Annotated in this window: 20 protein-coding genes, 1 other RNA gene and 1 pseudogene; 9 read left to right on the top strand and 13 right to left on the bottom strand. The window is 65.7% G+C overall.

The genetic code is table 11. The features are described from left to right. Positions 1 to 17 precede the first annotated feature (17 nt). The 9 genes from BUB09_RS15230 to hrcA form a co-directional block, all read right to left on the bottom strand. On the bottom strand, positions 18 to 824 hold the full coding sequence (locus tag BUB09_RS15230) for a BcsR/BcsP family cellulose biosynthesis protein (protein WP_072899049.1): 807 nt from the start codon (positions 822 to 824) through the stop codon (positions 18 to 20). Positions 825 to 845: 21 nt separating this feature from the next. Then, positions 846 to 1,328 (bottom strand): cellulose biosynthesis protein BcsD, encoded by a 483-nt coding sequence (bcsD, locus tag BUB09_RS15225; protein WP_084083490.1) that lies wholly within the window; start codon positions 1,326 to 1,328, stop codon positions 846 to 848. A 216-nt stretch (positions 1,329 to 1,544) separates the two neighbouring features. Further along, positions 1,545 to 2,666: a molecular chaperone DnaJ gene (gene dnaJ / locus BUB09_RS15220; RefSeq protein WP_072899048.1), complete on the bottom strand. Its 1,122-nt coding sequence runs from the start codon at positions 2,664 to 2,666 to the stop codon at positions 1,545 to 1,547. Between the two features lie 122 nt (positions 2,667 to 2,788). After that, positions 2,789 to 4,717: a molecular chaperone DnaK gene (gene dnaK / locus BUB09_RS15215; protein ID WP_072899046.1), complete on the bottom strand. Its 1,929-nt coding sequence runs from the start codon at positions 4,715 to 4,717 to the stop codon at positions 2,789 to 2,791. Positions 4,718 to 4,908: 191 nt separating this feature from the next. Continuing rightward, positions 4,909 to 5,457, bottom strand: a complete 549-nt coding sequence (gene grpE / locus BUB09_RS15210) for a nucleotide exchange factor GrpE (RefSeq protein WP_072899045.1) — start codon at positions 5,455 to 5,457, stop codon at positions 4,909 to 4,911. Between the two features lie 154 nt (positions 5,458 to 5,611). Then, entirely contained in the window at positions 5,612 to 8,434 is a 2,823-nt protein-coding gene (treY, locus tag BUB09_RS15205; protein ID WP_072899036.1) for a malto-oligosyltrehalose synthase, read from the bottom strand. After that, positions 8,431 to 10,251: a malto-oligosyltrehalose trehalohydrolase gene (gene treZ, locus BUB09_RS15200; RefSeq protein ID WP_072899034.1), complete on the bottom strand. Its 1,821-nt coding sequence runs from the start codon at positions 10,249 to 10,251 to the stop codon at positions 8,431 to 8,433. The genes treY and treZ overlap by 4 nt, the downstream gene beginning before the upstream one ends. Then, positions 10,248 to 12,530 (bottom strand): glycogen debranching protein GlgX, encoded by a 2,283-nt coding sequence (gene glgX / locus BUB09_RS15195; RefSeq protein ID WP_084083489.1) that lies wholly within the window; start codon positions 12,528 to 12,530, stop codon positions 10,248 to 10,250. The genes treZ and glgX overlap by 4 nt, the downstream gene beginning before the upstream one ends. Before the next feature lie 125 nt (positions 12,531 to 12,655). After that, positions 12,656 to 13,693, bottom strand: coding sequence for a heat-inducible transcriptional repressor HrcA (gene hrcA, locus BUB09_RS15190; RefSeq protein WP_072899032.1), 1,038 nt, complete (start codon positions 13,691 to 13,693; stop codon positions 12,656 to 12,658). A 139-nt stretch (positions 13,694 to 13,832) separates the two neighbouring features. Between hrcA and BUB09_RS15185 the strand changes: the two genes are divergently transcribed. Next, a complete protein-coding gene (locus BUB09_RS15185) occupies positions 13,833 to 14,747 on the top strand; it encodes an NAD(+) kinase (protein WP_072899030.1) in 915 nt (304 codons plus the stop codon). 71 nt (positions 14,748 to 14,818) lie between these two features. Then, entirely contained in the window at positions 14,819 to 16,501 is a 1,683-nt protein-coding gene (gene recN, locus BUB09_RS15180) for a DNA repair protein RecN (RefSeq protein ID WP_072899016.1), read from the top strand. Between the two features lie 31 nt (positions 16,502 to 16,532). Here recN and fur read toward each other — a convergent pair whose 3' ends face one another. Then, the gene (gene fur / locus BUB09_RS15175) at positions 16,533 to 16,973 is read right to left on the bottom strand and encodes a ferric iron uptake transcriptional regulator (RefSeq protein WP_072899014.1); all 441 of its coding nucleotides are present in this window, start codon (positions 16,971 to 16,973) and stop codon (positions 16,533 to 16,535) included. Positions 16,974 to 17,109: 136 nt separating this feature from the next. Between fur and BUB09_RS15170 the strand changes: the two genes are divergently transcribed. Beyond that, positions 17,110 to 17,562, top strand: a complete 453-nt coding sequence (locus BUB09_RS15170) for an outer membrane protein assembly factor BamE (protein ID WP_072899012.1) — start codon at positions 17,110 to 17,112, stop codon at positions 17,560 to 17,562. Between the two features lie 40 nt (positions 17,563 to 17,602). Here BUB09_RS15170 and BUB09_RS15165 read toward each other — a convergent pair whose 3' ends face one another. Genes BUB09_RS15165 through BUB09_RS15155 form a run of 3 tightly spaced genes read right to left on the bottom strand, consistent with a single transcriptional unit; the run spans position 17,603 to position 19,776 of the window. After that, positions 17,603 to 17,884, bottom strand: a complete 282-nt coding sequence (locus BUB09_RS15165) for an RnfH family protein (protein ID WP_072899366.1) — start codon at positions 17,882 to 17,884, stop codon at positions 17,603 to 17,605. A 4-nt stretch (positions 17,885 to 17,888) separates the two neighbouring features. Then, on the bottom strand, positions 17,889 to 18,341 hold the full coding sequence (locus BUB09_RS15160; protein WP_072899010.1) for a type II toxin-antitoxin system RatA family toxin: 453 nt from the start codon (positions 18,339 to 18,341) through the stop codon (positions 17,889 to 17,891). A 43-nt stretch (positions 18,342 to 18,384) separates the two neighbouring features. Beyond that, positions 18,385 to 19,776, bottom strand: a complete 1,392-nt coding sequence (locus BUB09_RS15155; RefSeq protein ID WP_072899008.1) for a sodium-dependent transporter — start codon at positions 19,774 to 19,776, stop codon at positions 18,385 to 18,387. A 64-nt stretch (positions 19,777 to 19,840) separates the two neighbouring features. On the opposite strand from BUB09_RS15155, the gene smpB reads away from it, so the two are divergent. The 6 genes and pseudogenes from smpB (at position 19,841) to BUB09_RS15125 (ending at position 22,783) form a co-directional block, all read left to right on the top strand. Beyond that, entirely contained in the window at positions 19,841 to 20,317 is a 477-nt protein-coding gene (gene smpB, locus BUB09_RS15150) for an SsrA-binding protein SmpB (RefSeq protein ID WP_072899006.1), read from the top strand. A 47-nt stretch (positions 20,318 to 20,364) separates the two neighbouring features. After that, positions 20,365 to 20,721, top strand: a transfer-messenger RNA (tmRNA) gene (ssrA, locus tag BUB09_RS15145). A gap of 221 nt (positions 20,722 to 20,942) precedes the next feature. After that, the gene (locus tag BUB09_RS15140; protein ID WP_217650325.1) at positions 20,943 to 21,290 is read left to right on the top strand and encodes a ribbon-helix-helix domain-containing protein; all 348 of its coding nucleotides are present in this window, start codon (positions 20,943 to 20,945) and stop codon (positions 21,288 to 21,290) included. Next, positions 21,230 to 21,549, top strand: a pseudogene (locus BUB09_RS17710) (type II toxin-antitoxin system RelE/ParE family toxin). Before BUB09_RS15140 ends, BUB09_RS17710 begins: the two are co-directional and overlap by 61 nt. A gap of 165 nt (positions 21,550 to 21,714) precedes the next feature. Next, complete coding sequence (locus tag BUB09_RS15130; protein ID WP_072899004.1) at positions 21,715 to 22,446, top strand: nitroreductase; 732 nt, start codon at positions 21,715 to 21,717, stop codon at positions 22,444 to 22,446. 49 nt (positions 22,447 to 22,495) lie between these two features. Beyond that, the gene (locus tag BUB09_RS15125; protein WP_072899002.1) at positions 22,496 to 22,783 is read left to right on the top strand and encodes a hypothetical protein; all 288 of its coding nucleotides are present in this window, start codon (positions 22,496 to 22,498) and stop codon (positions 22,781 to 22,783) included. Positions 22,784 to 22,804 lie beyond the last annotated feature (21 nt).

Here is a 22,804-nt window from a genome sequence, read left to right as displayed (position 1 = left end):
AACGGCGCCGAGCGGGGTCAGCGCGGAGGACGCGGATCGGAAATCCGGCTGAAGACGTCGTCCAGATTCTCCTCGCGCGGCTGCCGGGGGCGCGCTGCCGCCGATTCGCCCGAGTACTTGAAGTGCAGCCGCGCCGGCTTGGGCGGCACCACGGCGGGCGGCGCCACCAATCGACGAAACGTGTCGAGCAACTCGCCCTCAACCAACGGTTCGGCAGGCTCGAACTGCGGGATTGTCGGCGCGGCAACCGTCGCGGCCACGACCGGTTGCGATGCCGCCGGTGCAGGCGCCGGGGCTGCCGTCGGGGTCACAGGCGCAGCGGCATCATGCCAGCGACGACGGGCAGCGTCGGCCAATTGGTCGATCGCATCGCCGGCCGGGCGCCGGCTCAGCTCGTCGAACAGCCGGCGCGTCGGTGCCGACTCGGGTGGCGCCGGAGCCCGGTCGATCTGCGCGACCCGGGTCGGCGTTTCGACGGCGGCGCGCAGCAGAGACCAGCGCGTGCTGCCGTCTACCGCAGCGGCAACCGCAGGCGCCACCGTAACCGGAACAGGCGCCGGAACCTCAGCTGCCGCCGGCGCGGAGCGCGCCGCTACCGGCTCGACCGCGGGCTGCGGGTCTGCAGCCACCGGCGCGATCTTGACCGTGGGCATCTGCCGCGTCGGCGGGGCGACCGGCGGGGCCGGCGGTGCTGCCGGTGCAACGGTCGGCTGCCGGGTCTCGCTGCGGGTGGCCGCATTGCGGTCGCGCAGTTCCTGGTAGTCGCCAGGGTTTAATCCCAAATGCGAGAACAGCTGCTTGATGTCGTCGCTGCGGTCGGCCATGGCGATGGGCTGGCGGTGGGCCTAGACGAAGTAACTGGGGTGGGCCAGACGGAAGCGCATCACGTCGACCGAGCCCTCGAGCCCGCCAACCTGATGCAACTCGAGCTGGCTGCTGGCGCCGATGCGCTTGAGCCAGGCTGCGTAGATGCCCTCGAACAGCGCGGGTGCCCAGCTCATCGAGGCATCGCCGAATGCCTGGCGCAGCGGCGCGCAAGCGTGGACGAATTCGAGCGCCGCGTGCAGGTCGCGAATCTTGACCCAGCCCCAGCCGTAGCGGGAGAAGAAGTCGTTGGCACTGCGTTCGAGATCGGCCAGCGAGGTTCCGACCGGCAAAGGATCGGCCGCTGCGATTCGGCCGCCGATCGCGAAAAAGAACGAACGCAGGTCTTCAGCCGGCATCTGCGCATTGAGCTCGTCGGCCATCGAACGCAGCAGCGGCAGCCACAAACTGAATGACGCCCGGCTGTGGAAGTACTGGAGACTGCCCTGCTCCAACTCGCTCATTCGATCCCTATCGATTCGATCGGCCGCGCATTTACGCAGACGTGACGTTGGTCGCTAACTTAAAGTGGAAACACCCTGGCATCAATGCCGCACGGCGAGCAGCGCCGACCGTCGGCCGCAACAAGCTACCGTCACATGATGACCGCTAACGACAAAGATCGCGCGGCTGTGGGCTATTTGCTCCACAGCGCGGGCAGCAGGGCTGCAGAAACCCGATCAGTCGGCGCCGAAGAATTTCTTGGCGCGGTCAAGCCAGCCGGCCGCCTCGGGGTTGTGTCCGCCGCCGCTGTCCCCCTGCAAGGACGCGCCGAACTCGCGCAGCAATTCGCGCTGGCGCTTGTTCAGACGCACCGGCGTCTCGACGACGACGGTGCACAGCAGGTCGCCGACCGCTCCACCGCGAACCGACTTGACGCCCTTGCCTCGCAAGCGGAACACCTTGCCGGTCTGCGTTTCCTCCGGGAGCTTGAGCTGAGCCTTGCCGCCGAGCGTCGGCACGTCGAGCTCGCCGCCGAGCGCCGCCGTGACGAAGTCGATCGGCACCGTGCAGTACAGATCGCTACCGTCGCGCTCGAAGAATTCGTGGGGTTTAACGTTGACCTGCACGTACAAATCGCCCGGCGGTGCGCCGCGCTCGCCGGCTTCGCCCTCGCCCGTCAGACGAATACGGTCGCCGGTATCGACGCCCGCCGGAATCTTGACCTCGAGCGTCTTCTCGCGGCGCAGCTTGCCGGCGCCGCGACAGCTGCGGCACGGATCGGTGATCTGGGTGCCGCGGCCGCGGCAGTGCGGGCAGGTCTGCTGCAGCACGAAAAAGCCCTGCTGGACACGGACCTGGCCTGAGCCGCCGCAGGTGCTGCACTTGGGTGGCGCCTTGCCGTCGGCGGTGCCGTGGCCATTGCAGGTCGCGCAGTCGTCGAGCGTCGGAATGCGGATCGTCTCAGCAGAGCCGAACACCGCCTGCTCCAACGACAGTTCCATCATGTAGCGCAGGTCCGAGCCGCGGCGCGGGCCGCTGCGGCGGCCACCGCCACCGCCGAAGATGTCGCTGAACACGTCGCCGAAGATGTCGCCAAACCCGCCTTCACCGAAGCCGCCGCCAGCGCCGCCGCGCTGCAGGCCCTCATGGCCATGCTCGTCGTACAAAACGCGCTTGTTGGGGTCAGTGAGGACTTCGTAGGCCTCGTTGGCTTCCTTGAACTTCTCTTCGGCGCTGGCATCGCCCGGATTGCGGTCCGGGTGCAGCTTCATCGCCAGCCGGCGGTAAGCCTTCTTGAGTTCGTCGTCGGTGGCCTGCCGGCTAACGCCGAGGACCTCGTAGTAGTCGCGCTTGCTCATGGAACCAGCACATCCGGGAAGTAAGGGGCAATGGCGCCGCTCCTTGGCACGCAAGGACCGGGCTCGAATACGCAAAAAGAGACGGGCGATTGCTCGCCCGTCTCTCGTTCACGGATGACGACTTACTTTTTGTCGTCGTTGACTTCGGTGAATTCGGCGTCGACGACGTCGCCGTCCTTCGCGTTCGCGTTCTTGGCGTTGGGCGAGCTGCCGGCCCCGCCTTCTGCCGCACCGGCCTTGGCGTAAGCACGCTCAGCCAGCTTGGACGCCGCTTCGGACAGCGCGGCGCTCTTGGCGTCGATCGCCTCCTTGTCGCCGGTCTTGATCGCTTCACGCAGTTCGACGATCGCCGCTTCGATCTTGGTCTTCTCGTCGGCCTGCACGTCGGCGGCCAGATCCTTGAGCGACTTTTCGACGCCATGGATCAGCTGGTCGGCCTGATTGCGCGCACCGATCAGCTCATTGAACTTCTTGTCTTCTTCGGCGTGCGCTTCGGCGTCCTTGATCATCTGCTGGATCTCGGCGTCCGACAGGCCGGAGTTGGCCTTGATGACGATGCTTTGGCTCTTGCCCGTCGCCTTGTCCTTGGCCGACACGTTCAGGATGCCGTTGGCGTCGATGTCGAACGTGACTTCGATCTGCGGCATGCCGCGGCTGGCCGGCGGGATGTCGGTCAGGTCGAAGCGACCCAGCATCTTGTTGGCCGAAGCCACTTCGCGCTCGCCCTGGTAGACCTGGATCGTCACCGCGGTCTGGTTGTCGTCGGCCGTGGTGAAGGTTTCGGACTTGCGGGTCGGGATCGTCGTGTTCTTCTCGATCAGCTTGGTCATCTTGCCGCCCAGGGTTTCGATACCCAGGCTCAGCGGGGTGACGTCGAGCAGCAGCACGTCCTTGACGTCACCCGACAGCACGGCGCCCTGAATCGCGGCGCCGACGGCGACCGCTTCGTCGGGGTTGACGTCGCGGCGCGGTTCGCGGCCGAAGAAATCCTTGACCGCATCCTGAACTTTGGGCATGCGCGTCTGGCCGCCGACCAGGATCACTTCCTGGATGTCGGACGACTTCAGGCCGGCGTCCTTGAGCGCGATCTTGCAGGGCTCAATGGTCTTGGCGATCAACTCATCCACCAGCGACTCGAGCTTGGCGCGGGTCAGCTTCAGGTTGAGATGCTTCGGGCCGGTCGCGTCAGCGGTCACGTACGGCAGGTTGATGTCGGTCTGCGTCGTGCTCGACAGCTCGATCTTGGCCTTTTCGGCCGCTTCCTTTAGACGCTGCAGCGCAAGCGGGTCCTTGCGCAGGTCGATGCCCTGCTCCTTCTTGAACTCGTCGGCGATGTACTCGATGACACGCATGTCGAAGTCCTCGCCACCGAGGAAGGTGTCGCCATTGGTGGACAGCACTTCGAACTGGTGCTCGCCGTCGACTTCGGCGATTTCGATGATCGACACGTCGAACGTACCGCCGCCCAGGTCGTACACGGCAATCTTGCGATCGCCCTTGACCTTATCCAGGCCGAACGCCAGTGCGGCGGCGGTCGGCTCGTTGATGATGCGCTTGACGTCCAGGCCGGCGATCTTGCCGGCGTCCTTGGTCGCCTGACGCTGGCTGTCGTTGAAGTAGGCCGGCACCGTGATCACCGCTTCGGTGACCGTTTCGCCCAGATAGTCTTCAGCGGTCTTCTTCATCTTCAACAGCGTCTGCGCGGAGATTTCCGGCGCCGAAAGCTTCTTGCCCTTGACTTCGACCCAAGCGTCGCCGTTGCCGGCCTTGACGATCTTGTAGGGCACCATGTTGATGTCCTTCTGCACCACGTTGTCTTCAAAGCGGCGACCGATCAGGCGCTTGACCGCATAGACCGTATTGTGCGGATTGGTCACGGCCTGACGCTTGGCAGCGCGGCCGACGATGATCTGACCGTCATCGGCATAGGCGACGATCGACGGCGTGGTGCGCTCACCCTCGCTGTTCTCGATGACCTTGACGCTGTTGCCTTCCATGATGGCGACACACGAGTTCGTGGTGCCGAGGTCGATGCCGATGATCTTTGCCATTGAAATACTCCGGAAAATGCGGTGCTGTGTGCGTGACGGTTCGCGTGACGGTTTGTTTGACGCCGACGACTGCAAGCCTATCTATTGCTGTTGTCGCGGCTTTCAAGAGGACGTTGATACCGGCGCCTCGCCGGATTGATGCCGGTCAAGCCAACGCCAGCGCGCGCCGACGGGGCCACCGGAGCATCGGTTTACGGTGCCCGGGCGACGATGACCATGGCCGGGCGCAGCAAGCGCTCGTGCAGCTTGTAACCCTTCTGCATCACGTTCAGAACGTGATTCGGGGCGACCTCGGCCGACGGCACCATGCTCACGGCTTCGTGGAAATCCGGGTTGAACGGCTGCCCTTTGGGGTCGAGTTGGCTGACGCCCTGCTTTTCGAGCAGCGCGATCAGCTGGCGCCGCGTCAGGTCCAGACCCTCGACGATGGTCTTGACCTGCACGTCCGGCGCTTGCGCCGCGTTCAGGCCCAACTCGACCGAGTCGGCAATGCCAAGCAGCTCCGACAGCAGCTTTTCAGCGCCGAACTTGGCCGCCGAGCTGATCTCGCGCTCGGCGCGCTTGCGCACGTTGTCCAGTTCGGCCAGTGCCCGCAGATGCCCTTCCTTGGCGGCCTGCGCCTGGGCGCGCAGCTCTTCGATCTGTGCCGCCAACGTGGCTGGATCGGGCGGCTGCAGGTCGGCGCCAGCGTCGGTCGCGGACAGGGTTTCTTCGTTCGGGGCTTCGGGGCTTGCCGTCATGTCTGGGTTCGGGGATCGGGTGAAAGACGCGTGACTTCAACAGTCGTGGGGCTGAACTGGGGGCGTGGGCCCGGCATTCAAGGGCGCAGGCACCGCGCACCCAAGGGTCGCCGGGGTGCCGGGGCGCTGCAAAGGCGCGCGATTGTAACGAGCTTCAGCCTCGTAGCAGCAAGCCGACCGGGAAGTACGTCAGCAATTCCGCCACCGATACGGGGCCGGCGCTGCCGACGTCGAGTGACCGACCGGCGATGACGTCGCGATAGCGGCCCGGAGCCAGATCGATCGTCAGTCCCGCCAGCGCGGCACTGGCTGCCTCTGCCGATTGCGGCAACTCCGGGGCCCACTGCGGCCACAGCCGCGGTGCGACCACCAGCAGTTCGTGCTCGCCATGCCGGCGCTGATAGGCCAACACGCGCTCTGGCCGATCGCCGCTGATGTCCACCGCTTGATACAGGCCCTCGCTGAACAACGCGGGCTGCTCACGACGCAGCCGCAACACGCTCCGGATCAAGTGCAGCTTGACGCGGCCGTCGGCCCAGTGCGGCAGCAGTGCGGCGACCGCATCCGGATCACCCGCGATCGCGGCGACATCGACGGCGGCCGCTCGCAGCGCGGCGTAATCGACCGGGCGTCGGTTGTCCGGGTCGACCATCGACAGCTCCCAGCCCTCGGCGCCGCGATAGATGTCGGGCACGCCCGGCATCGTCAGCCGCAGCAACGTCTGCGACAACGAGGTCAGCGCGCCCCACCATGCCAGTGGGCGCAGAAACGTCTGGAAGTCGGCCAGGAACAGATTGCGCGCACCCGGCGCCAGCATGCCGTGGACGAAGCGCCCGACGGCCTGCTCGTAGTCGGCGTCCGGGTGCGTCCAGCTGCTGCGCTGCTTGCCTTCGCGCACAGCCTTGATCACGGCGCCCTCGACGCGTGCGGCCAGGGCCGCCAGCGCGGGCGCATCGTCGATATCCAGGTCGGCAGGCCATGCACCGATCAGCGTCTGGTACAGGTAGTACTGGTGATTGGCGTCGGGCGCCGGCTCGCCATCGAGCTTGGCCAGCAGCCGCCGATTGAGTCGCGACCACAGCGCCAGATGCTGCGCCCAGCGCCGCGGCACTGAACTGAGGCAGGCGATCCGCGTCCGTGCGTCTTCGCCGCGCTTGGTGTCGTGCGTGCTGGCCGCCAGCATCGCCAACGGATGCTGCAGCTGGCGCTGCACATTGGCCTTGTGGAAGGCGGCCGGTGACACGGCGTAGCGCCGCGGATCGCCGCCGACTTCGTTATGGACCAGCAATCGCAGGTAACGATAAAAGCTGGTGTCTTCCAGGCCCTTGGCCATCGCCGGACCGGACAATTGCTGGAACCGCATCGCCGCCTGCCGCACCGGCTCCGCTGGATAGCGGGTGCCGGGCTCGGCCAGCTCACCGGTCAGGATCGAGGCAATGAAGTCGTAGACCGAGGTATCGACCGGTCCGGCGTGCTTGCGCGCAAGCCCCACCGCCCATTCGATATGGCGGCGGTCGGCCATCGACAGCGGATGCGTCGGATCCAGATAGCTGCGATAGACCGGAAAGCGCGCGACCAACTCTTCGAGGGCCTTGCGGATCGCGGCATAGCTGAAGTCGCGCGATCGCCATTGGCTGGCGCTCAGCGTCTGCACGGCATTGGCCAGTACGCCCATTTCGCTGGCCAGATTGTTCTGCACGATGTGCTTCTTGGACTCATACAGAACGGCGTCGAACTCGCGACGTTCGCCACTGATGCGGCGGTAGATCGTCGTCAGCGCACGCTCCGATGCCGGGTCGACGAACAAGCCGCCGATCAAGTTCAAGGCCTCATACCCAGTGGTGCCGGCCACCGGCCAGTCGCCGGGTAGCTCTTCATGCGGGGCGAGGATTTTCTCCAGCAAAATCCAGGTCGGCACCGGCGCCGCGACGCAGGCTTGGGCCAGCCGCTCGCAGTACTGGCGGGGGTCGTACAAGCCGTCGATATGGTCGACGCGCAAACCTTGGACATCCCCGGAGCGAACACGGGCGAGCACGAGACGGTGCATGGCCTCGAACAGCTCGGCGCGCTCAACGCGCAAACCGGCAAGATCGTTGATGTCGAAGAAGCGCCGGTAGTTGATCTCGTCGGACGACACGCGCCAGAACGCCGGACGATAGGCCTGCCGGTCGAGCAACTCGCCGAGCCGCTGCCAACGGTCGGCATCACCGACATCACCGCCGACCCGACGCAGCCCCCGACCGATTGCATCGATCAGCTCGGGTTCGTCGGCGAGCAGTTCTACCAGTTGCTCGCGCAGCGATGCCGCCGTGTCGCGGCGCGCGGCGATGCTGCCGGGATGCTCGCGCAGTGCATCGAAATCCCGTACCAGATTGGCCAGGCGCCGCGTACCTTCACCCTGCGCCGATGCCAGTGCGTCCTGCAGCAGCGGCGCGTAATCCATCGGCGAAATCGGCAGACGGCTGTCGTGATACCACGCGCTGATCGAGCCTTCCGCCGCATCGAGCCGCAGCTCGATATGGCCCGATTCCAGCTCGACGCCGAATGCGTTACCCAGCACCGGCAACAGCACCTTGCCCTGCAAATTGCGCCGGCTCGACTGCCAATCGATATCGAAGTCGGCCGCATGCGGCGACTGCGGCCCCCATTCGAGTACGTCCATCCAGGCGGCGTTGTCCGGCCCGATGCCGACATGGTTGGGCACGATGTCGAGCACCAGACCCAGGCCCTGCTCACGCAGTGCGGCGACCAGCCGGTCGAAGCCGGCTTCGCCGCCGAGTTCGGGGTTGAAGCGGTTGTGGTCGACGATGTCGTAGCCATGCGTCGAGCCGGGACGCGCCGCCATCACCGGCGACACGTACAGGTGAGAAAAGCCCAGATCCGCCAGATACGGCGCCAGCACCGCGGCGTCGTCGAAACCGAAGTCGGCATGCAGCTGAACGCGATACGTGGCGCGCGGCAACGGCGGCGGGCTCATCCGACGGCCCCTTCCTGGTCGAGGACCTGCAGCGCGACGTACCACGGCGGCACGAGGTCACCGGACAGCGGCGCTGTGGCATAGACGCAACGCCCGAGCACCGAACCGGTGTCGGCCGCAACCGGCTGGTCCGACAGATTGACAACAAATTGCAGCAGACTGCCGTCGGCAAAGCGCCATTGGACGCTAACCAGCCCCTGATCACTGACCTGCGCCGTACCGCTGCCGCCGCCGACTGCCAAGCGCGGCACGATGTGCTCGCGGCGCAGCCCGATCAACTGCCGATACAACGCCAGCCAGTCGGCGCTGCGGGCCGGTTCGTTCCAGTCCAGCAAGGCACTGGCAAATGTGCTGAGCGCCAACGGGTCCGGAATTCGCTTCACGGCTTCCGGGTCTTGAAACTCCGGGAACGAGCGGAACTCCTCGATGCGGCCCTTGCGCACCGCGTCGGCCAGATCGCCGGTGAAATCGCAGAAGAACGGAAACGGCCGCTCGCTGTTCCATTCCTGCCCCATCCACAGCATCGGAATCTGTGGCGACAGCAACAACACGGCAGCGCCGGCGCGGATCGCTTCGCAGCCGGCAAACTGGCTCAAGCGCCAGCCATAGGCGTGATTGCCAACCTGATCGTGGTTCTGGATGAACGATATGAACGCCGTCGGCGGTAAGGCGTCGCTGGGCTCGCCGCGCGACGCACCATCGCGATGCGCCGATGACTGGCCCTGATAGGCGAAACCTTCAGCGAGCACGCGCGCCAGATGGCGCTGCGGCATCAGCCCGGTACCGCGGTAGTCGTCGTAGTAACCACCTTGCGTATGGGCCAGCGCCACGCGCAACACGTGATGAAAGTCATCGTTCCACTGCGCATCGTAGGGCCCGTTGCCGCCACGCCCGTGGCCGAGCACGCTGCTGCGGTTCCGGTCGTTTTCGAGAATTAGGTGTATCGGTCGGTCCGTGATGTCCTCGCGGATGCGCCGGCCCAGTTCAACGACGATATCCGGGTCACTGTCGTCATGGATCGCGTGTACCGCGTCCAAGCGCAAGCCATCGAGATGGTATTCCTGTAGCCAGTACAGCGCGTTCTCGATAAAGAAAGAACGAACGATCGATGAATGCTGGCCGTCGAAGTTGATCGCAGCACCCCAGGGCGTGCGGTGACGCTCGGTGAAAAAGGCCGGGGCGTAACGCGATAAATGATTGCCGTCCGGACCGAAGTGGTTGTAAACCACGTCGAGCAGCACCGACAGCCCTCGCTGGTGCGCGGCCTGCACCATGCGCTTGAGCGCATCCGGGCCACCGTAGCGCTCTTCAACGGCAAACAGCAGCACGCCGTCATACCCCCAGTTCCAGCGGCCCGGGCATTCGGCTACCGGCATCAGCTCGATCGTGTTGACGCCCAGCGACAACAGATGGTCGAAATGCTCGATCACGCCGTCGAAGGTACCGCTGCGGGCAAACGTGCCGACATGCAGCTCGTAGATCACCGACTCGTGCCACGCGCGGCCGCGCCAATCCGCGTCCTGCCAGTCGAAGGCGCCGCTGTCGACAACCTCGCTTGACCCGTTCACACCCAGAGGCTGGTACCGCGAGGCCGGATCGGGCACTGGCGTGTCGTCGACGCGATAGCGATAGCGCGTTCCCGCTTGAGCTTGATCGGTGCTGATCTCGAAGAATCCATCAGCGTCGCGATCCATCGCCAGCGTCGGGCCTTCGTCGATGACCAGCTCGGCGTGCTCGACGCCGGGTGCCCACAGACGAAAGCGGACGCCGTCGGCGACGCATTCAGCGCCAAACGGCAAATGCCGCTGGCGCTTCATGGTGGGCTCCGGCTGCTTCGCACTGCGACGGCCGGCTCGACCGGAACGGACTGCTCATCATTGGCAGGTACATCGGTCAGCGGCGCGGACATCTCGAGCGTGTCGGCGATCGTGATCTGGCTCGCATCGGCTGCTTGGGCGCGATTGATCAGCAAGGCCATCGAGCGGCCTTGGATCGTGAAGCAATCCGTGGAATCAAAGAACGTCGGCTGCTCGGCGAAGCCGCTATCGAGGGCGGTGTCGATCAACAGTTCCCAGCGCAGATGCGCGGTCATCTTGGGCATACAGAAGTCGACCGCTTCGTGGTGCGCGTTCATCAGCACCATGAAGGTGTCGTCGATGTCGCGCTGCCCGCCCGTGGTGTAGTACTCGCCGGCGGCGCCGCCGAGGACCCAGCCAAAGCAGCGCGCCATGCCGTTATTCCAATCCTGCTCGGTCTGTTCGTCGCCGCTAGGGGCGAGCCAGGTAATGTCCTTGAGTCCGTCCGCCGCCATACGACGGCCCCGAAAGAAGCCGGGGCGCGAGAAGACCCGGTGCTGGCGTCGCAGAGCGATCACGCGCCGCACGAATTCCTGCAGGCGCAAGTCTTCGGGACGCAGGTCTTCCCACTGCGTCCACGACAGCTCGTTGTCCTGGCAATAGGCGTTGTTGTTGCCGTTCTGACTGCGGCCCATCTCGTCACCGGCGAGCAACATCGGCACACCCAGCGACAGAATCAGTGTCGCCAAGTGGTTTCGCTTGAGACGGTCGCGCAGCGCGACGATGGACGCATCATCGGTGGGCCCTTCGACGCCGCAGTTCCACGACAAGTTGTCATCGGAGCCGTCGCGATTGTGTTCGCCGTTGGCATCGTTGTGCTTGTCGTTGTACGAGACCAAGTCTTGCAGCGTAAATCCGTCATGCGCCGTGACGAAGTTGATCGACGCCCACGGCCTGCGGCCGTTGCGATCGTAGAGATCGGAACTACCGGTGACGCGGTTGCCCATTTCCGCCAGCAGGTCGCCGTCGCCCTTCCAGAAGCGCCGCACCGTGTCGCGGAACGCCCCGTTCCATTCAGCCCAGCCGGGCGGAAAGCCGCCAACCTGGTAGCCGTAAGGCCCCATATCCCAAGGCTCGGCGATCATCTTGACCGTGTTCAGCAGCGGGTCTTGGCGCACGGCATCGAGAAACGCAGCGCCGGGATCGAAGTTGCCGTGCTCGCGTGCCAGCGTCGAACACAAATCAAAACGAAACCCATCGACGTGCATCTCGCCGGCCCAGTAGCGCAGCGAGTCCATGACCATCTGCAGCACGCGCGGATGGTCGACGTTGAGCATATTGCCGGTGCCGGTGTAATCCATGTAATAGCGCGGATCGTCAGCCAGCCGGTAATAACTGGCGTTATCGATACCGCGCAGCGACAGCGTCGGCCCCATCTGATTGCCTTCGGCCGTGTGGTTGTAGACCACGTCGAGAATCACTTCGATGCCGGCACCATGCAGCCGCTTGACCGTGGTCTTGAATTCCTCGATCTGTCCGCTCGACAGAAATCGCGGATCCGGCGCAAAAAAGCCGATCGAGTTGTAGCCCCAGTAGTTGGTCAGCCCGCGCTGCGTCAGATGTCGATCATTCAGAAAATGGTGGATCGGCAGCAGTTCGACCGAAGTGATGCCGCTGCGCACCAGATGATCGAGCACCGGCGGTGCGACCAGACCGGCAAACGTACCGCGCCGTGCCGAGTCGACGCCCGGATGACGCTGGGTGAAACCCTTGACGTGGGTTTCCATGATCACCGTTTCTTCCCAGGGTGTGCGCGGACGGCGCTCTTCTCCCCAAGTGAACGAGGTATCGACCACACGGCACTTGGGCATGTGCCGCGCGTTGTCGCGTTTATCGAACGACAGATCGTCCTTGGCGTGGCCGATCTTGTAGCCGAAGTGGGCATCGACCCAGGTCAGTTCGCCGGCGATCGACTTGGCATACGGGTCGAGCAGCAACTTGTGCGCGTTGAAGCGATGGCCGGCCTCGGGGTTGTAGGGACCCTGCACGCGGTAGCCATAGAGCTGGCCGGGACGCGCATCCGGCAGGTAGCCGTGCCAGATCTGATCGCTGTACTCGGGCAGACGCACGCGAGCGACCTCGTGCTGGCCGGTGGCATCGAACAGACACAGGTCGACAGCTTCTGCATGCGCCGAGAAAAGTGCGAAGTTGACGCCCTCGCCGTCCCAGGTGGCACCGAGCGGATACGAGCGGCCCGGCCACACGGTCGTGCGCGGCTTGCTTGCGGAGCTTGATTCCATTGAACGACATCCGTGTCGCCCACCGGCGCACCGCGCGTATCGCGGTGCCGATATTCACGGTGGGTGGATCGACCTTATCGGCCGCCGCTGAACTGCGGCTTTCCCTGCAGCGCGACGCCGAGCGCCTAGTTGTCGAGGCCAGCCGTCAGTTGGCGCGCCGTCTCGGCGACCAGCGGAATGATGCGGCTGTAGGCCATCCGCGTCGGGCCGATCACACCGAGCACGCCGGCAATCTGGCCGTCGACGAAGTACGGCGCGGTAACGACGCTCACTTCGTCGAGCACGCGGTAGCCGCTCTCCTCGCCAATGAAGATCTGCAGGCCTTCGGCGGCCAGGCAGGAGTCGAACAGCTGCAGCAGGTCGCGCTTGCGGTCGAGCGCGTCGAACAAGCCACGCAGCCGGCCGACGTCGGCCAGCTCCTGAAAGCCGAGCAAATTGCCGCTGCCGGCGTACACATAGTCGCCGCCACTGGGGCGATCGCCCTTGAACGCTTGTTCGGCCATGAACACCGCATCTTTCAGCGTCTGATTGACGCGCGCCTGGGTGTCGTTGGCGTCCTGCCATAGCGCAGTGCGCAGACTGACCAGATCGCGGCCGGCGAAATGCTCGTTGAGCACGTTGGCGTAGCGCTCCAGTTCATCGGCGCCGTAGGCACGCTCGGTGGCGACGATGCGGTTTTGCACTTCGCTCTGGTTGACGACCAGGATCACCAGCACGCGGCGATCGGACAGCGGCATGAACTGAATGCGTCGCAGGATCGCCAGATTGCGCCGCGGCGTGGTGACCACGCCGGCCATCTTCGACAGCCGCGACAGCAACGCCGACGCGGCTTGCACCATGTCTTGCGGGCTGCGTCCGTGCGGCAGCAGGTCTTCGGCGATACGGCTGCGTTCGGCGTCGGACAGCGGCTCGGGCGCCAGCAGCGCGTCGACGAAGTAGCGGTAGCCGCGCGTGGTCGGTACGCGGCCGGCCGACGTGTGCGGCGACACGACCAGGCCCAGTTCGTCGAGGTCGGCCATCACGTTGCGGATCGTCGCCGGCGACAGATTCAGGCTGGCCGCGCGCGACAGCGTCCGCGAGCCAACCGGCTGCCCGTCGGCGATATAGCGCTCGACCAGCAGCTTCAGCAGATCGGCGGCACGTTGTTCCAGCGGCTCGGCCATGGGGATTCCTGTGACGATGATTGACGCTAGTGACTGCAAAAAATGCTGTCAAGACAGGCTCGTGTGAGGCAATCCGAGCAGCGCTGCCGAAGTTGGCATCCTGTATCGTGTAGCGGCTTCCCGAGCGAGCTTTGCCACCATGACGCCATTTCGCAGCATCGGAGTGATCGGCAAGCGCCGCGAGCCACATCTGCCGACCTTGGCCAGCCTTTGCCAAGTGTTGCGCAGCCAGGGCTGCGAGGTGCTGGTCGAAGATAACCCGGCGCTCTCCGATGCGCCGGCCGGTCGTCGCGTGTCCCGCGACGAACTGGCGCGGTCGGTCGACCTGGTCGTCGTCGTCGGCGGCGACGGCACGCTGCTCGACGCAGGCCGTTCGATGGCACCGGCCGCGGTGCCGCTGCTCGGCGTCAATCAGGGCCGGCTCGGCTTCATGGCCGACTTGCTGCCCGAGCACCTGGCCGAATCGCTGGCGGCCGTGATCCAGGGTGAATATGAAACCGAAGACCGGATGGTGCTCAGCGCGCGCGTGCTGCGCGCCGGCGGGTCCACGGCCGACGCAGCACCGCCGCGAATCGCGATCAACGACGTCGTGCTGCGCAATCAGGCGTCGATCCGCATGCTCGAATTCGAAAGCTGGATGGACGACGACTTCATCAGCCTCCATCGCGCCGACGGCATGATCATCTGCTCCCCGACCGGTTCGACCGCCTACGCGCTGTCGGGCGGCGGCCCGCTGATGCACCCTAGCCTGCAGGCCATGGCCCTGGTACCGATCTGCCCGCATACGCTGTCCGACCGGCCGATCGTCGTCGGCGGCGAGCAGCGCGTGCGGCTGGTCGTCGGCGGCGACGAACAGATGCCGACCACCAGCCTGCAGGCGACGATGACGATCGACGGCCAGATCAGCGAGTCGCTGGCGGTCGGCGATGCGGTGGAAGTCACGCGCGGCGACGCGCCGCTGCGGCTGATCCATCCGGTCGGCTACAGCTACTTTGCGATCTTGCGCAACAAACTGCGCTGGGGCCGCGGCCAGGAAGCGGTCATCGAACGCTGATGTCGCGCGGCGGCGAGGGTCGCCGCCCTACAATGCCGGCAAGCCTCCTTTCCCTCGTACTCTGACGCCCCATGCTGCTCGGCCTTTCGATCAAGAACCTCGCGATCATCGATGCTCTGGACCTCGAGTTCGGGCCCGGCTTCACCGTGCTCACCGGCGAGACCGGCGCCGGCAAGTCGATCCTGATCGACGCCATCGGCCTGGCCATCGGCACGCGTGCTGAAGCCTCGTTGGTCCGCAGCGGCCAGGAGCGCGCCGAGATCAGCGCCGAATTCTCGTTGCGCGACGCACCGACCGCCCGCGATTGGCTGCAAGCACAAGAACTGCTCGACACCGACAGCCCCGACGCCTGCGTGCTGCGCCGCGTGGTCTACGCCGAAGGCCGTACGCGTGCGTTCGTCAACAATGCGCCGGTGTCGGCCGCGGCGCTACGCGACATCGGCGAGACGCTGATCGAGGTCTTTGGCCAGAACCAGAGCCAGACGCTGGTGCGCGCCGACACGCAGCGCAGCCTGCTCGACGGCTACGGCGACTATGCCGGCGACCTCGGCAAGGTCGCCGAGCTGGCGCGGCAATGGCAGCAACTGGCCGCGCAGATCGACAAGCTCGGCCGCGCGGCGACGCGCGACCCGGCGCAGCTCGACTATCTGCGCCACCAGATTCGCGAGCTCGACGCGCTGGGCCTGCAGCCCGGCGAACTCGAGCAACTCGACGCCGACCATCGGCGTCTGGCCAATGCTGGCCGCCTGCTCGAAGACGGTGGCCGCGCGCTCGAACTGCTGTACGGCGGCGAAGCCAGCGCCTATGACCAGTTGTCGAGCGCCAGCCAACTGCTTGGCGCATTGTCCAGCGTCGATGCGGGCTTCGGCGACATCGAAGGCAGCGTCGGCAACGCGCAGAACCAATTGCGCGAATCCGCCCAAGCGCTGCAGCGCCTGCTCGACCGGCTCGAACTCGACCCGGACCAACTGCGGCAGGTCGAACAGCGGCTGTCGGACATTCACGACCTGGCGCGCAAACACCGGCTTCGCGCCGACGAACTGCCTGAGCGCGCCGCGACGCTGCGCACCGAGCTCGAAGAGGCCGAGCTGGCGGCCGGCGGCGCCGATCGGCTGCTGGCGCAGCAACGCGACGTCGAAGCGCAGTGGCGCGCTGCCGCGCTCAAGTTGAGCAAGCAGCGGCACAAGGCTGCCGCCAAGCTGGCCGAGAACGTCACGCGTGGTGTGCGCGGCTTGGGCATGGCCAACGCCGAATTCGTGATCGCCGTCGAACACGACGCACAGTGTGCGCCGCGCGTTCACGGCGCCGACGAGGTGCGCTTCGACTTTTCGGCCAACCCCGGTCAGCCGCCACGGCCGATCGCCAAGGTCGCCTCCGGCGGCGAACTGTCGCGGCTGTCGCTGGCGATCCAGGTGGCCGGGCGCCATGCGGCCGGCGCGGCAACGATGATCTTCGACGAAGTCGATGCCGGCATCGGCGGCGGCGTCGCCGAGATCGTCGGCCAGCAGCTACGCGCGCTCGGCGCCGACCGTCAGGTGCTGTGCGTGACGCATCTGGCGCAAGTCGCGGCACAAGGCGTGGCGCACCATGGCATCGCCAAAGAGGTCAAGGCCGGCAAGACCTTCACCCGCGTGCGGCCGCTCGACGACGGCGACCGGGTGCAGGAACTGGCGCGGATGATGGGCGGCGTCGAGATCACGGCCCAGACCCAGGCCACCGCGCGGGAATTGCTGCAGCGCGCCGCCAAGCCCTGACTAGGCCGGGCCGCGCGGTCGGCGGCGACAGCTAACGCAGCGGCCGCAGCGCCTTCAGATTCGGGCAGTTTTCGCGCTGGCACTCACCGTAGATGATCAGGCTGTGCTCGGTCATCTTGAAGCCCAACTCGCGGGCGCGGTCGCGCTGACGCTTCTCGATGGTCTCGTCTTCAAACTCCTCGACGCGACCGCAGTTCATGCACACCAGATGGTCGTGATGCTGCCCACGCTCCAGCTCGAACACCGCGTGGCCGCCCTCGAAATGGTGGCGCGTGACCAAGCCGGCCGATTCGAACTGCGTCAGCACGCGATACACCGTGGCCAGGCCGATGTCTTCGCCGCCGTCCATCAGCTTGCGGTAGATGTCTTCGGCCGACAGGTGCCGCGTGGGGCTTTTCTCCAGCATCTCGAGGATCTTGAGGCGCGGTAGCGTGACTTTGAGGCCGACGCTTCTGAGATCGGACGATTCCACTCGACAACTCCTGGGGCTGGGGCGGTGATGCTGGAGCGTCGGACGCCCGCCGCCTTGAACGATTCGGTATTATCGCAGTCTTGTTGCAGTCTTCCAGCAACTATATCTGTTGCAAACAACGAGCCTCCGTCCCCTCATGCGCATTCTGCTGCTCGGCCTTCTGGCCCTGAGTCTCTCCGCCTGCTCCCTGCTGTACCGGCTGCCGACGCGTCAGGGCAACGTCATCGACCAGCGCGATCTGGCCAAGCTGCAGGTCGGCATGACGCGCGAGCAGGTCAAGTACGTGATGGGCACGCCGGTGGCCGGCAACCCGTTCCGCGACGACCGCTGGGACTACTTCGGCTACTACAAGTCGCCACGCGGCGACGTCACGACGCGCACCGTCAGCCTGTACTTCGACACCGCCAACCATCTGGTGAAGATGGAAGGTGTTGATCAAGTGGCGTCCAACAAAACCGACGAGCTTGCCAAGCCGGACCTCAACTTCGTCGAGTCCGAAAAAAAGCGTGACCGCATCGAGGCCATTCGCGCCAACGATCCGCCGCCGATGGGCGATTCGCAGCGGCCGGTGCCGGGCGGCACGCCGTAGGCCTGGCTTGGCAGCGCGCCCGCTTGGGCGACGCTCGCCGTCAACGCGGGCGGCGTTTCGCCCGCTGGCGTCGCGACACCTTCGGATCGGCCCGCAGCGGCCGATAGATCTCGACGCGATCCCCCTGCTGCAGCGGCTCATCGTTGCCGCGCAGGCGGCCGTAGACACCGGTTCGACCGGTGACATCGCCCAGCGCGTAACGCTCCACCAAGCCTGAGGCGGCCAGCGCATCACCCAGACAGGCGCCATCCGGCAACACGAGGGCGACACGCACGACGTCGTTCTCGCCCGCGTAAACCACGGACACGTCGATCGGTGGCATCGGTTCAGCCTCGAACCAGACGCTGCTCGGCACGCTGCCGAAACGCCTCGATGATGCCGTTGACGGCGCGGTCCATCCACGGCGCCAGCGTCGCTTCCATCAGCCGGTTGGCGAAATCCACGGTCAGCGCCAGCGACACCTTGCAGGCACGCTCGTCGAGCACGATGAACTCCCAGACGCCTTCCAGTTGCCGAAATGGGCCTTGGACCAAGCGCATCTGGATGCGCCGGCCCGGCTGCATCCGGTTCTCAGTGGCGAAGCTGTCGGACAAGGCGCTGACCCGAAAGCCGACGCGGGCCCGCACCAGCCGCTGCCCGTCGGCATCGATTTCGTCGCTTTCGATCTGCGCCGACACGCAGCCGGGCAGAAACGTCGGATAAGCCGCCACGTCGGCCACGAGGGCATACAAGTCGTCGGCGGCAAACGGCATCAGCGCCGAGCGTTCCAGCTTTCTCATCCAGCCAATCTCTCAAAAAAGGGGCAGGTCGGCGTCGCGCAGCTCAGGCCGACCACAAGCCGGCGAGCCAGTCGAAGGCGCCGAGCGCATACAGCAGGATCGCCAGCACCGCGATCCGGGCCGGGTAACTGAGCATGAACACCCAGAGCCCGGTCCAGCGTTGCTCGCGCGGCCCGGCCACCGCGCGCGCCAACTCGGCCGGCAATCCGTGACCGATCAGCACGCACAGCAGAAGCCCGGACAAGGGCGCGATTAGCGTGGCACTGAGCCACTGCATCCATTCAAAGAAGTTTTGCCCCAGCAGGCGCAGTTCGGCCAGCATGCTGAACGACAGCAGCGAGCCCAGGCCCAGATACCAGACCACAACGGCCGACGTGGTTGCCGCAAACACGCGCGTCAGCCGGCGGCTTTCCATCAAGTAGCGCGTCAGCGGCTCCAGCAGCGCCGCGGCGGCCAACAGCGTGACGACGAAGATCACGATATAGAACGGCGTGGCGATCGCAATGCCAAGCCAGCCGCTCGGCAGCGCTTGCGGCAAGGTCTGGAAGATCATGCCCAAGCCGGGCGACGGCTTGAGCCCGGCGCCGAGCACGAAAGCCAGCAGCACCAAGCCGCACAACAGGCTGAACAAGGTGTCGAGCAGGATCACGGTCAGCGCAAGCCGGCCCAGCGGCAGGCTCGCCGGCAGGTAAGCGCCGAGCGTCATCATCGACCCGAAGCCCAGCGCCAGCGTGAAAAACGCCTGCTGCAGCGCTTCGAGCACGCCGCGCCAGCCGAGCTTGGACGGATCGCCGACGAACATGTATTCGGCGGCGGCAGGCGTATCGCCGTAGCGGCCGGCAACCAGCACGATCGCCACCAGCGCCACGAACGCCGCCGGCATGAAGTAGCCAGCCGCACGCTCCATGCCTTCGCGAAAGCCCTGCGCGACGACGGCGCAGGTGGTGACCATGAACAGCGTGTGCCAGGCCAGCGAACGCTCCGGGTCTTGCGCAAGGTCGAGGAAGCGTCGCGTCGCGGCGGCCCCGTCACCGGCCAGCGGCACCAGTGAGCCACTGGCCGCGCGGAACACATAGCCCAAGCTCCAACCGGCGACGACGCTGTAGTACGACAGGATCATCGCCGCGCCGATCAGCGCCGCGACGCCGGCCAGACGCCACCAGCGCATCGTGTCCGCCACTTCGGCGAGCCGCCGAAAGCCGCTGACGATGTCGTCGCGCATCCAGCGGCCCAGCGCCCATTCGGCCACCAGCAGCGGCAGGCCCATGACCAGCAGCGCCGCCAGATACACCAGCAAAAACACCCAGCCGCCGTACTGGCCCATCAAGTACGGCAGACGCGCGATGTTGCCGATGCCGATGCAGGCGCCGGACGCGACCCACACAAAGGCGCGCGCCGAACTCCAATAGCCGTAGCTGCTTTCGCGGATATTCACCGCTGGAGTGTAAGGCTTAGCCGCATGACAACGGCACTGCCCGGCGCCGGCCTATAATCGTCCGATGAGCAAGAAGAAAGACGAGAAGGACGCCGACCGCCTGATCGCCGTCAACCGGCGCGCGCGGCACGACTACTTCATCGAAGAAACCTACGAGGCCGGCTTGATGCTGGTCGGCTGGGAGGTCAAAAGCCTGCGTGCCGGCCACGGCAACATCGCCGAGGCCTACGTGGTGCTGAAGAAGGGTGAAGCCTGGCTGATCGGCGCGCAGTTCTCACCGCTGCTGTCGGCGTCCACCCATGTCGTCACCGACCCGCTGCGCTCGCGCAAGCTGCTGCTGAACCAGCGCGAACTGTCGCAGCTGATCGGCAAGGTCGAGCGCGCCGGCTATACGCTGGTGCCACTCGACCTGCACTGGACGCGTGGCTTCGCCAAGATCCAGATCGGCTTGGCCAAGGGCAAGAAGCAGCACGACAAGCGCGCCGACATCAAGGAGCGCGACTGGAATCGCCAGAAAGACCGGATCATGCGCAGCCGCTAAAGGCTCGGGAACTCGGCGGCAACGTGGTAGTCTTATCGAGACTCAACGGGGGCGACATGGTTTCGACGTCGATCGCAAAACCCGAGGGGCATGCCGAGCTGCAAATCTGCTCGTTAAACGGTTTGCAAAAAAGCTAGTTGCGAACGACTCCAACTACGCCCTCGCCGCCTAAACTCCGGTGAGCGTTTGACCCGGCAGTGTCGGTACTCCGGAATCAAACGTCGACTCTTACCGAATAAGGCTGACGCGCGCCCTTCGCCGATGCTCGAAAACCCCAAGGGGATAGGTTCCAGCGATCCGTGCCTGTTCGGGAGCTGGGGATGAAAACCAAAGACTAGGCTAAGCATGTAGAACCGAAGGCGGAGCATTGGCGGACGGGGGTTCAATTCCCCCCGCCTCCACCAAACACCAGTACGGCAACATCCGTAGAAGTCTACTAACCCCGCCGAAACGCGGGGTTTTTTATTGCCCGGAGTCCGCCGACGTGCGTCGGAATCCTTTGCAAGCCGAGGGCAACTGGGGGCAACTTTGGGGGCAACTCAGCGGCCCGCCGCAGAGTTGCCCCCAATGCCATTGTCGTGTGCCGCCATCCCGAACACCGAGCCAGGCCTGCTGCAAGACCGTTTTGCCCGTTTTTGCCAAGTCATCAAGCTGCCCGCATGAGCACGATGACTTTTCCCTGCCCGACAGCCTCAAGACCTTCGTCGACGAGCAGGTCAGCCTGCGCGGCTACGGCACCAGCAGCAAATACGGGCGCGAACTCATCCGCCGCGATCAGGACCGGCTCCAGCTACGCAACTTGCTGCGCGCGGGCGCATCGTCAGCGCCCGCGGCGCCGTTGACCGAGACCTACTTCGAAGGCTTGCGCGAGCCGGCAAGCGGCACGGCCAAGGCGACCGCCAAAACACACAGCTGGTCGTCCCGTACGAGCAGGCCCAGCGGGACGTCGAGGATGCACTCGCGTACGACATGACCGAACACGCCGAGTCTGCCGCGCTGGGCTTCATCGACGCCCCGGAGCAGGCCTACTCGCACATCGGACGTCATCCTGCGCCTGGATCAACTCGCCATGCGAATGAATTGAATCCGTCAGGCTTGCGCTCCTGGCCGCTGACGCACTACCCCTCTACCTCGTCTTCTTTGTCGAGCGGTCAGATCACGTCGCCGTTTGGCGCGTGTTGCACGGGCAGCGAGACATCCCAGCTTGGATGCAGGAACCCGGCGACGCGTGAAGATGGAGTTGCGGGGTCAATCGCGCGCGCTGCGGCCGCTGGCTCGATCGCGGCACCGGGTCGGCCACTTTGAGCCGGTCCAGCATGGAGGGTGTTAGCAGCCTGCGATTGACTTAACCTGCGCGCAGGTTCGACAACACCTTCCCAGAACAGCACGAGCGCCGCATGACCCCTGACGACTTTTCCGCGCTGCTGCGCCAACGCCGCAGTGTCCGCGACTTTGACTCACGGCCGATTCCCGAGGCGGTGCTGGATGCCGTGCTGGCCGATGCCAATCAGGCGCCGAGCTGGTCCAACACCCAGCCGTATCGGATCGCGGTGGCGTCGGGTGCCGTTCGCGACCAGATCGCCGCTGCCTTGTGCGACCGCTACGACCGCGGCACTGCGGCGCTCAACGGCGGATGGGCCGGCAAGCTGCGGCTACTGCTGACGCGGCGCGGACTGCCCGACGGTGACTTCAACACGCAGCTCGCCTACCCGGCCGACCTGCAACCGCGGCGTCGCGACACCGGGCGCGGCCTGTACCAGGTGCTCGGCATCGACCGGCACGACCATGCCGCGCGCGATCGCCAGATGCGCCGCAACTTCGAGTTCTTCGGCGCGCCAACCGCAATCTTCCTGTTCGCGCATGCGGGGCTGAAGGAATTCGCGGTGCTCGACACCGGCATCTTCCTGCAGACGCTGATGCTGTCGGCACAGGCGCACGGTCTGGCCACCTGCGCGCAAGGGGCGCTTGCGACCTGGGCCGGGCCGGTCCGCGAAGCATTCGACGTGCCGGCGCAGTACAAGCTGATCAGTGGCGTGTCGATCGGCTATGCATCGGCGCACCCCGTCAACCAGTTCAACCCGGGCCGCGAATCGCCCGCCGTGCGTCGACTGGCGCCGCGCGCGCGCTGATCGCCAACGATCGCCGATAATCGACGCCTGCCCCCCACGCGCCCTGCCCGTGAACGACTCTCGCAACAAGCCGGACCCGCGCTGGGACCATCTGCCGCCGCTGCTGCGCTCGCAGGCGATGCACACGCCGCTGCCGCGCAATCGCAAGCTGCCGCTGATCGGCATCGCGTTCACGATCGCGCTGCATCTGCTGGTGGTCGCGGTGATCTATCTGCGCAGTGACGATGCGCCCGAAAAGGTGTTCTTTTTGAAGCTGCTGCCGCTGGACGAAAGCCAGTTCCCGCAGAACGCAGCGCCGCCAACCACAACACCGGCGCCTGCGACCCCAGCCCACTAGCGGCAGGCTGCAGCGGCGGTT

Origin of the sequence: Hydrocarboniphaga daqingensis, from assembly GCF_900129825.1 — a bacterium.
Classification (GTDB): Bacteria; Pseudomonadota; Gammaproteobacteria; order Nevskiales; family Nevskiaceae; genus Hydrocarboniphaga; species Hydrocarboniphaga daqingensis.
The sequence above is the reverse complement of the archived record's forward strand: the minus strand, read 5'-3'. Positions and strand labels throughout refer to the sequence as shown.

What these genes read in the sequence shown, in the direction of transcription:
- BUB09_RS15230 (WP_072899049.1), bottom strand. Translation starts at nt 824, where the DNA reads ATGGCCGACCGCAGCGACGACATCAAGCAGCTGTTCTCGCATTTGGGA.
- bcsD (WP_084083490.1), bottom strand. Translation starts at nt 1,328, where the DNA reads ATGAGCGAGTTGGAGCAGGGCAGTCTCCAGTACTTCCACAGCCGGGCG.
- dnaJ (WP_072899048.1), bottom strand. Translation starts at nt 2,666, where the DNA reads ATGAGCAAGCGCGACTACTACGAGGTCCTCGGCGTTAGCCGGCAGGCC.
- dnaK (WP_072899046.1), bottom strand. Translation starts at nt 4,717, where the DNA reads ATGGCAAAGATCATCGGCATCGACCTCGGCACCACGAACTCGTGTGTC.
- grpE (WP_072899045.1), bottom strand. Translation starts at nt 5,457, where the DNA reads ATGACGGCAAGCCCCGAAGCCCCGAACGAAGAAACCCTGTCCGCGACC.
- treY (WP_072899036.1), bottom strand. Translation starts at nt 8,434, where the DNA reads ATGAGCCCGCCGCCGTTGCCGCGCGCCACGTATCGCGTTCAGCTGCAT.
- treZ (WP_072899034.1), bottom strand. Translation starts at nt 10,251, where the DNA reads ATGAAGCGCCAGCGGCATTTGCCGTTTGGCGCTGAATGCGTCGCCGAC.
- glgX (WP_084083489.1), bottom strand. Translation starts at nt 12,530, where the DNA reads ATGGAATCAAGCTCCGCAAGCAAGCCGCGCACGACCGTGTGGCCGGGC.
- hrcA (WP_072899032.1), bottom strand. Translation starts at nt 13,693, where the DNA reads ATGGCCGAGCCGCTGGAACAACGTGCCGCCGATCTGCTGAAGCTGCTG.
- BUB09_RS15185 (WP_072899030.1), top strand. Translation starts at nt 13,833, where the DNA reads ATGACGCCATTTCGCAGCATCGGAGTGATCGGCAAGCGCCGCGAGCCA.
- recN (WP_072899016.1), top strand. Translation starts at nt 14,819, where the DNA reads ATGCTGCTCGGCCTTTCGATCAAGAACCTCGCGATCATCGATGCTCTG.
- BUB09_RS15170 (WP_072899012.1), top strand. Translation starts at nt 17,110, where the DNA reads ATGCGCATTCTGCTGCTCGGCCTTCTGGCCCTGAGTCTCTCCGCCTGC.
- BUB09_RS15165 (WP_072899366.1), bottom strand. Translation starts at nt 17,884, where the DNA reads ATGCCACCGATCGACGTGTCCGTGGTTTACGCGGGCGAGAACGACGTC.
- BUB09_RS15160 (WP_072899010.1), bottom strand. Translation starts at nt 18,341, where the DNA reads ATGAGAAAGCTGGAACGCTCGGCGCTGATGCCGTTTGCCGCCGACGAC.
- smpB (WP_072899006.1), top strand. Translation starts at nt 19,841, where the DNA reads ATGAGCAAGAAGAAAGACGAGAAGGACGCCGACCGCCTGATCGCCGTC.
- BUB09_RS15130 (WP_072899004.1), top strand. Translation starts at nt 21,715, where the DNA reads ATGACCCCTGACGACTTTTCCGCGCTGCTGCGCCAACGCCGCAGTGTC.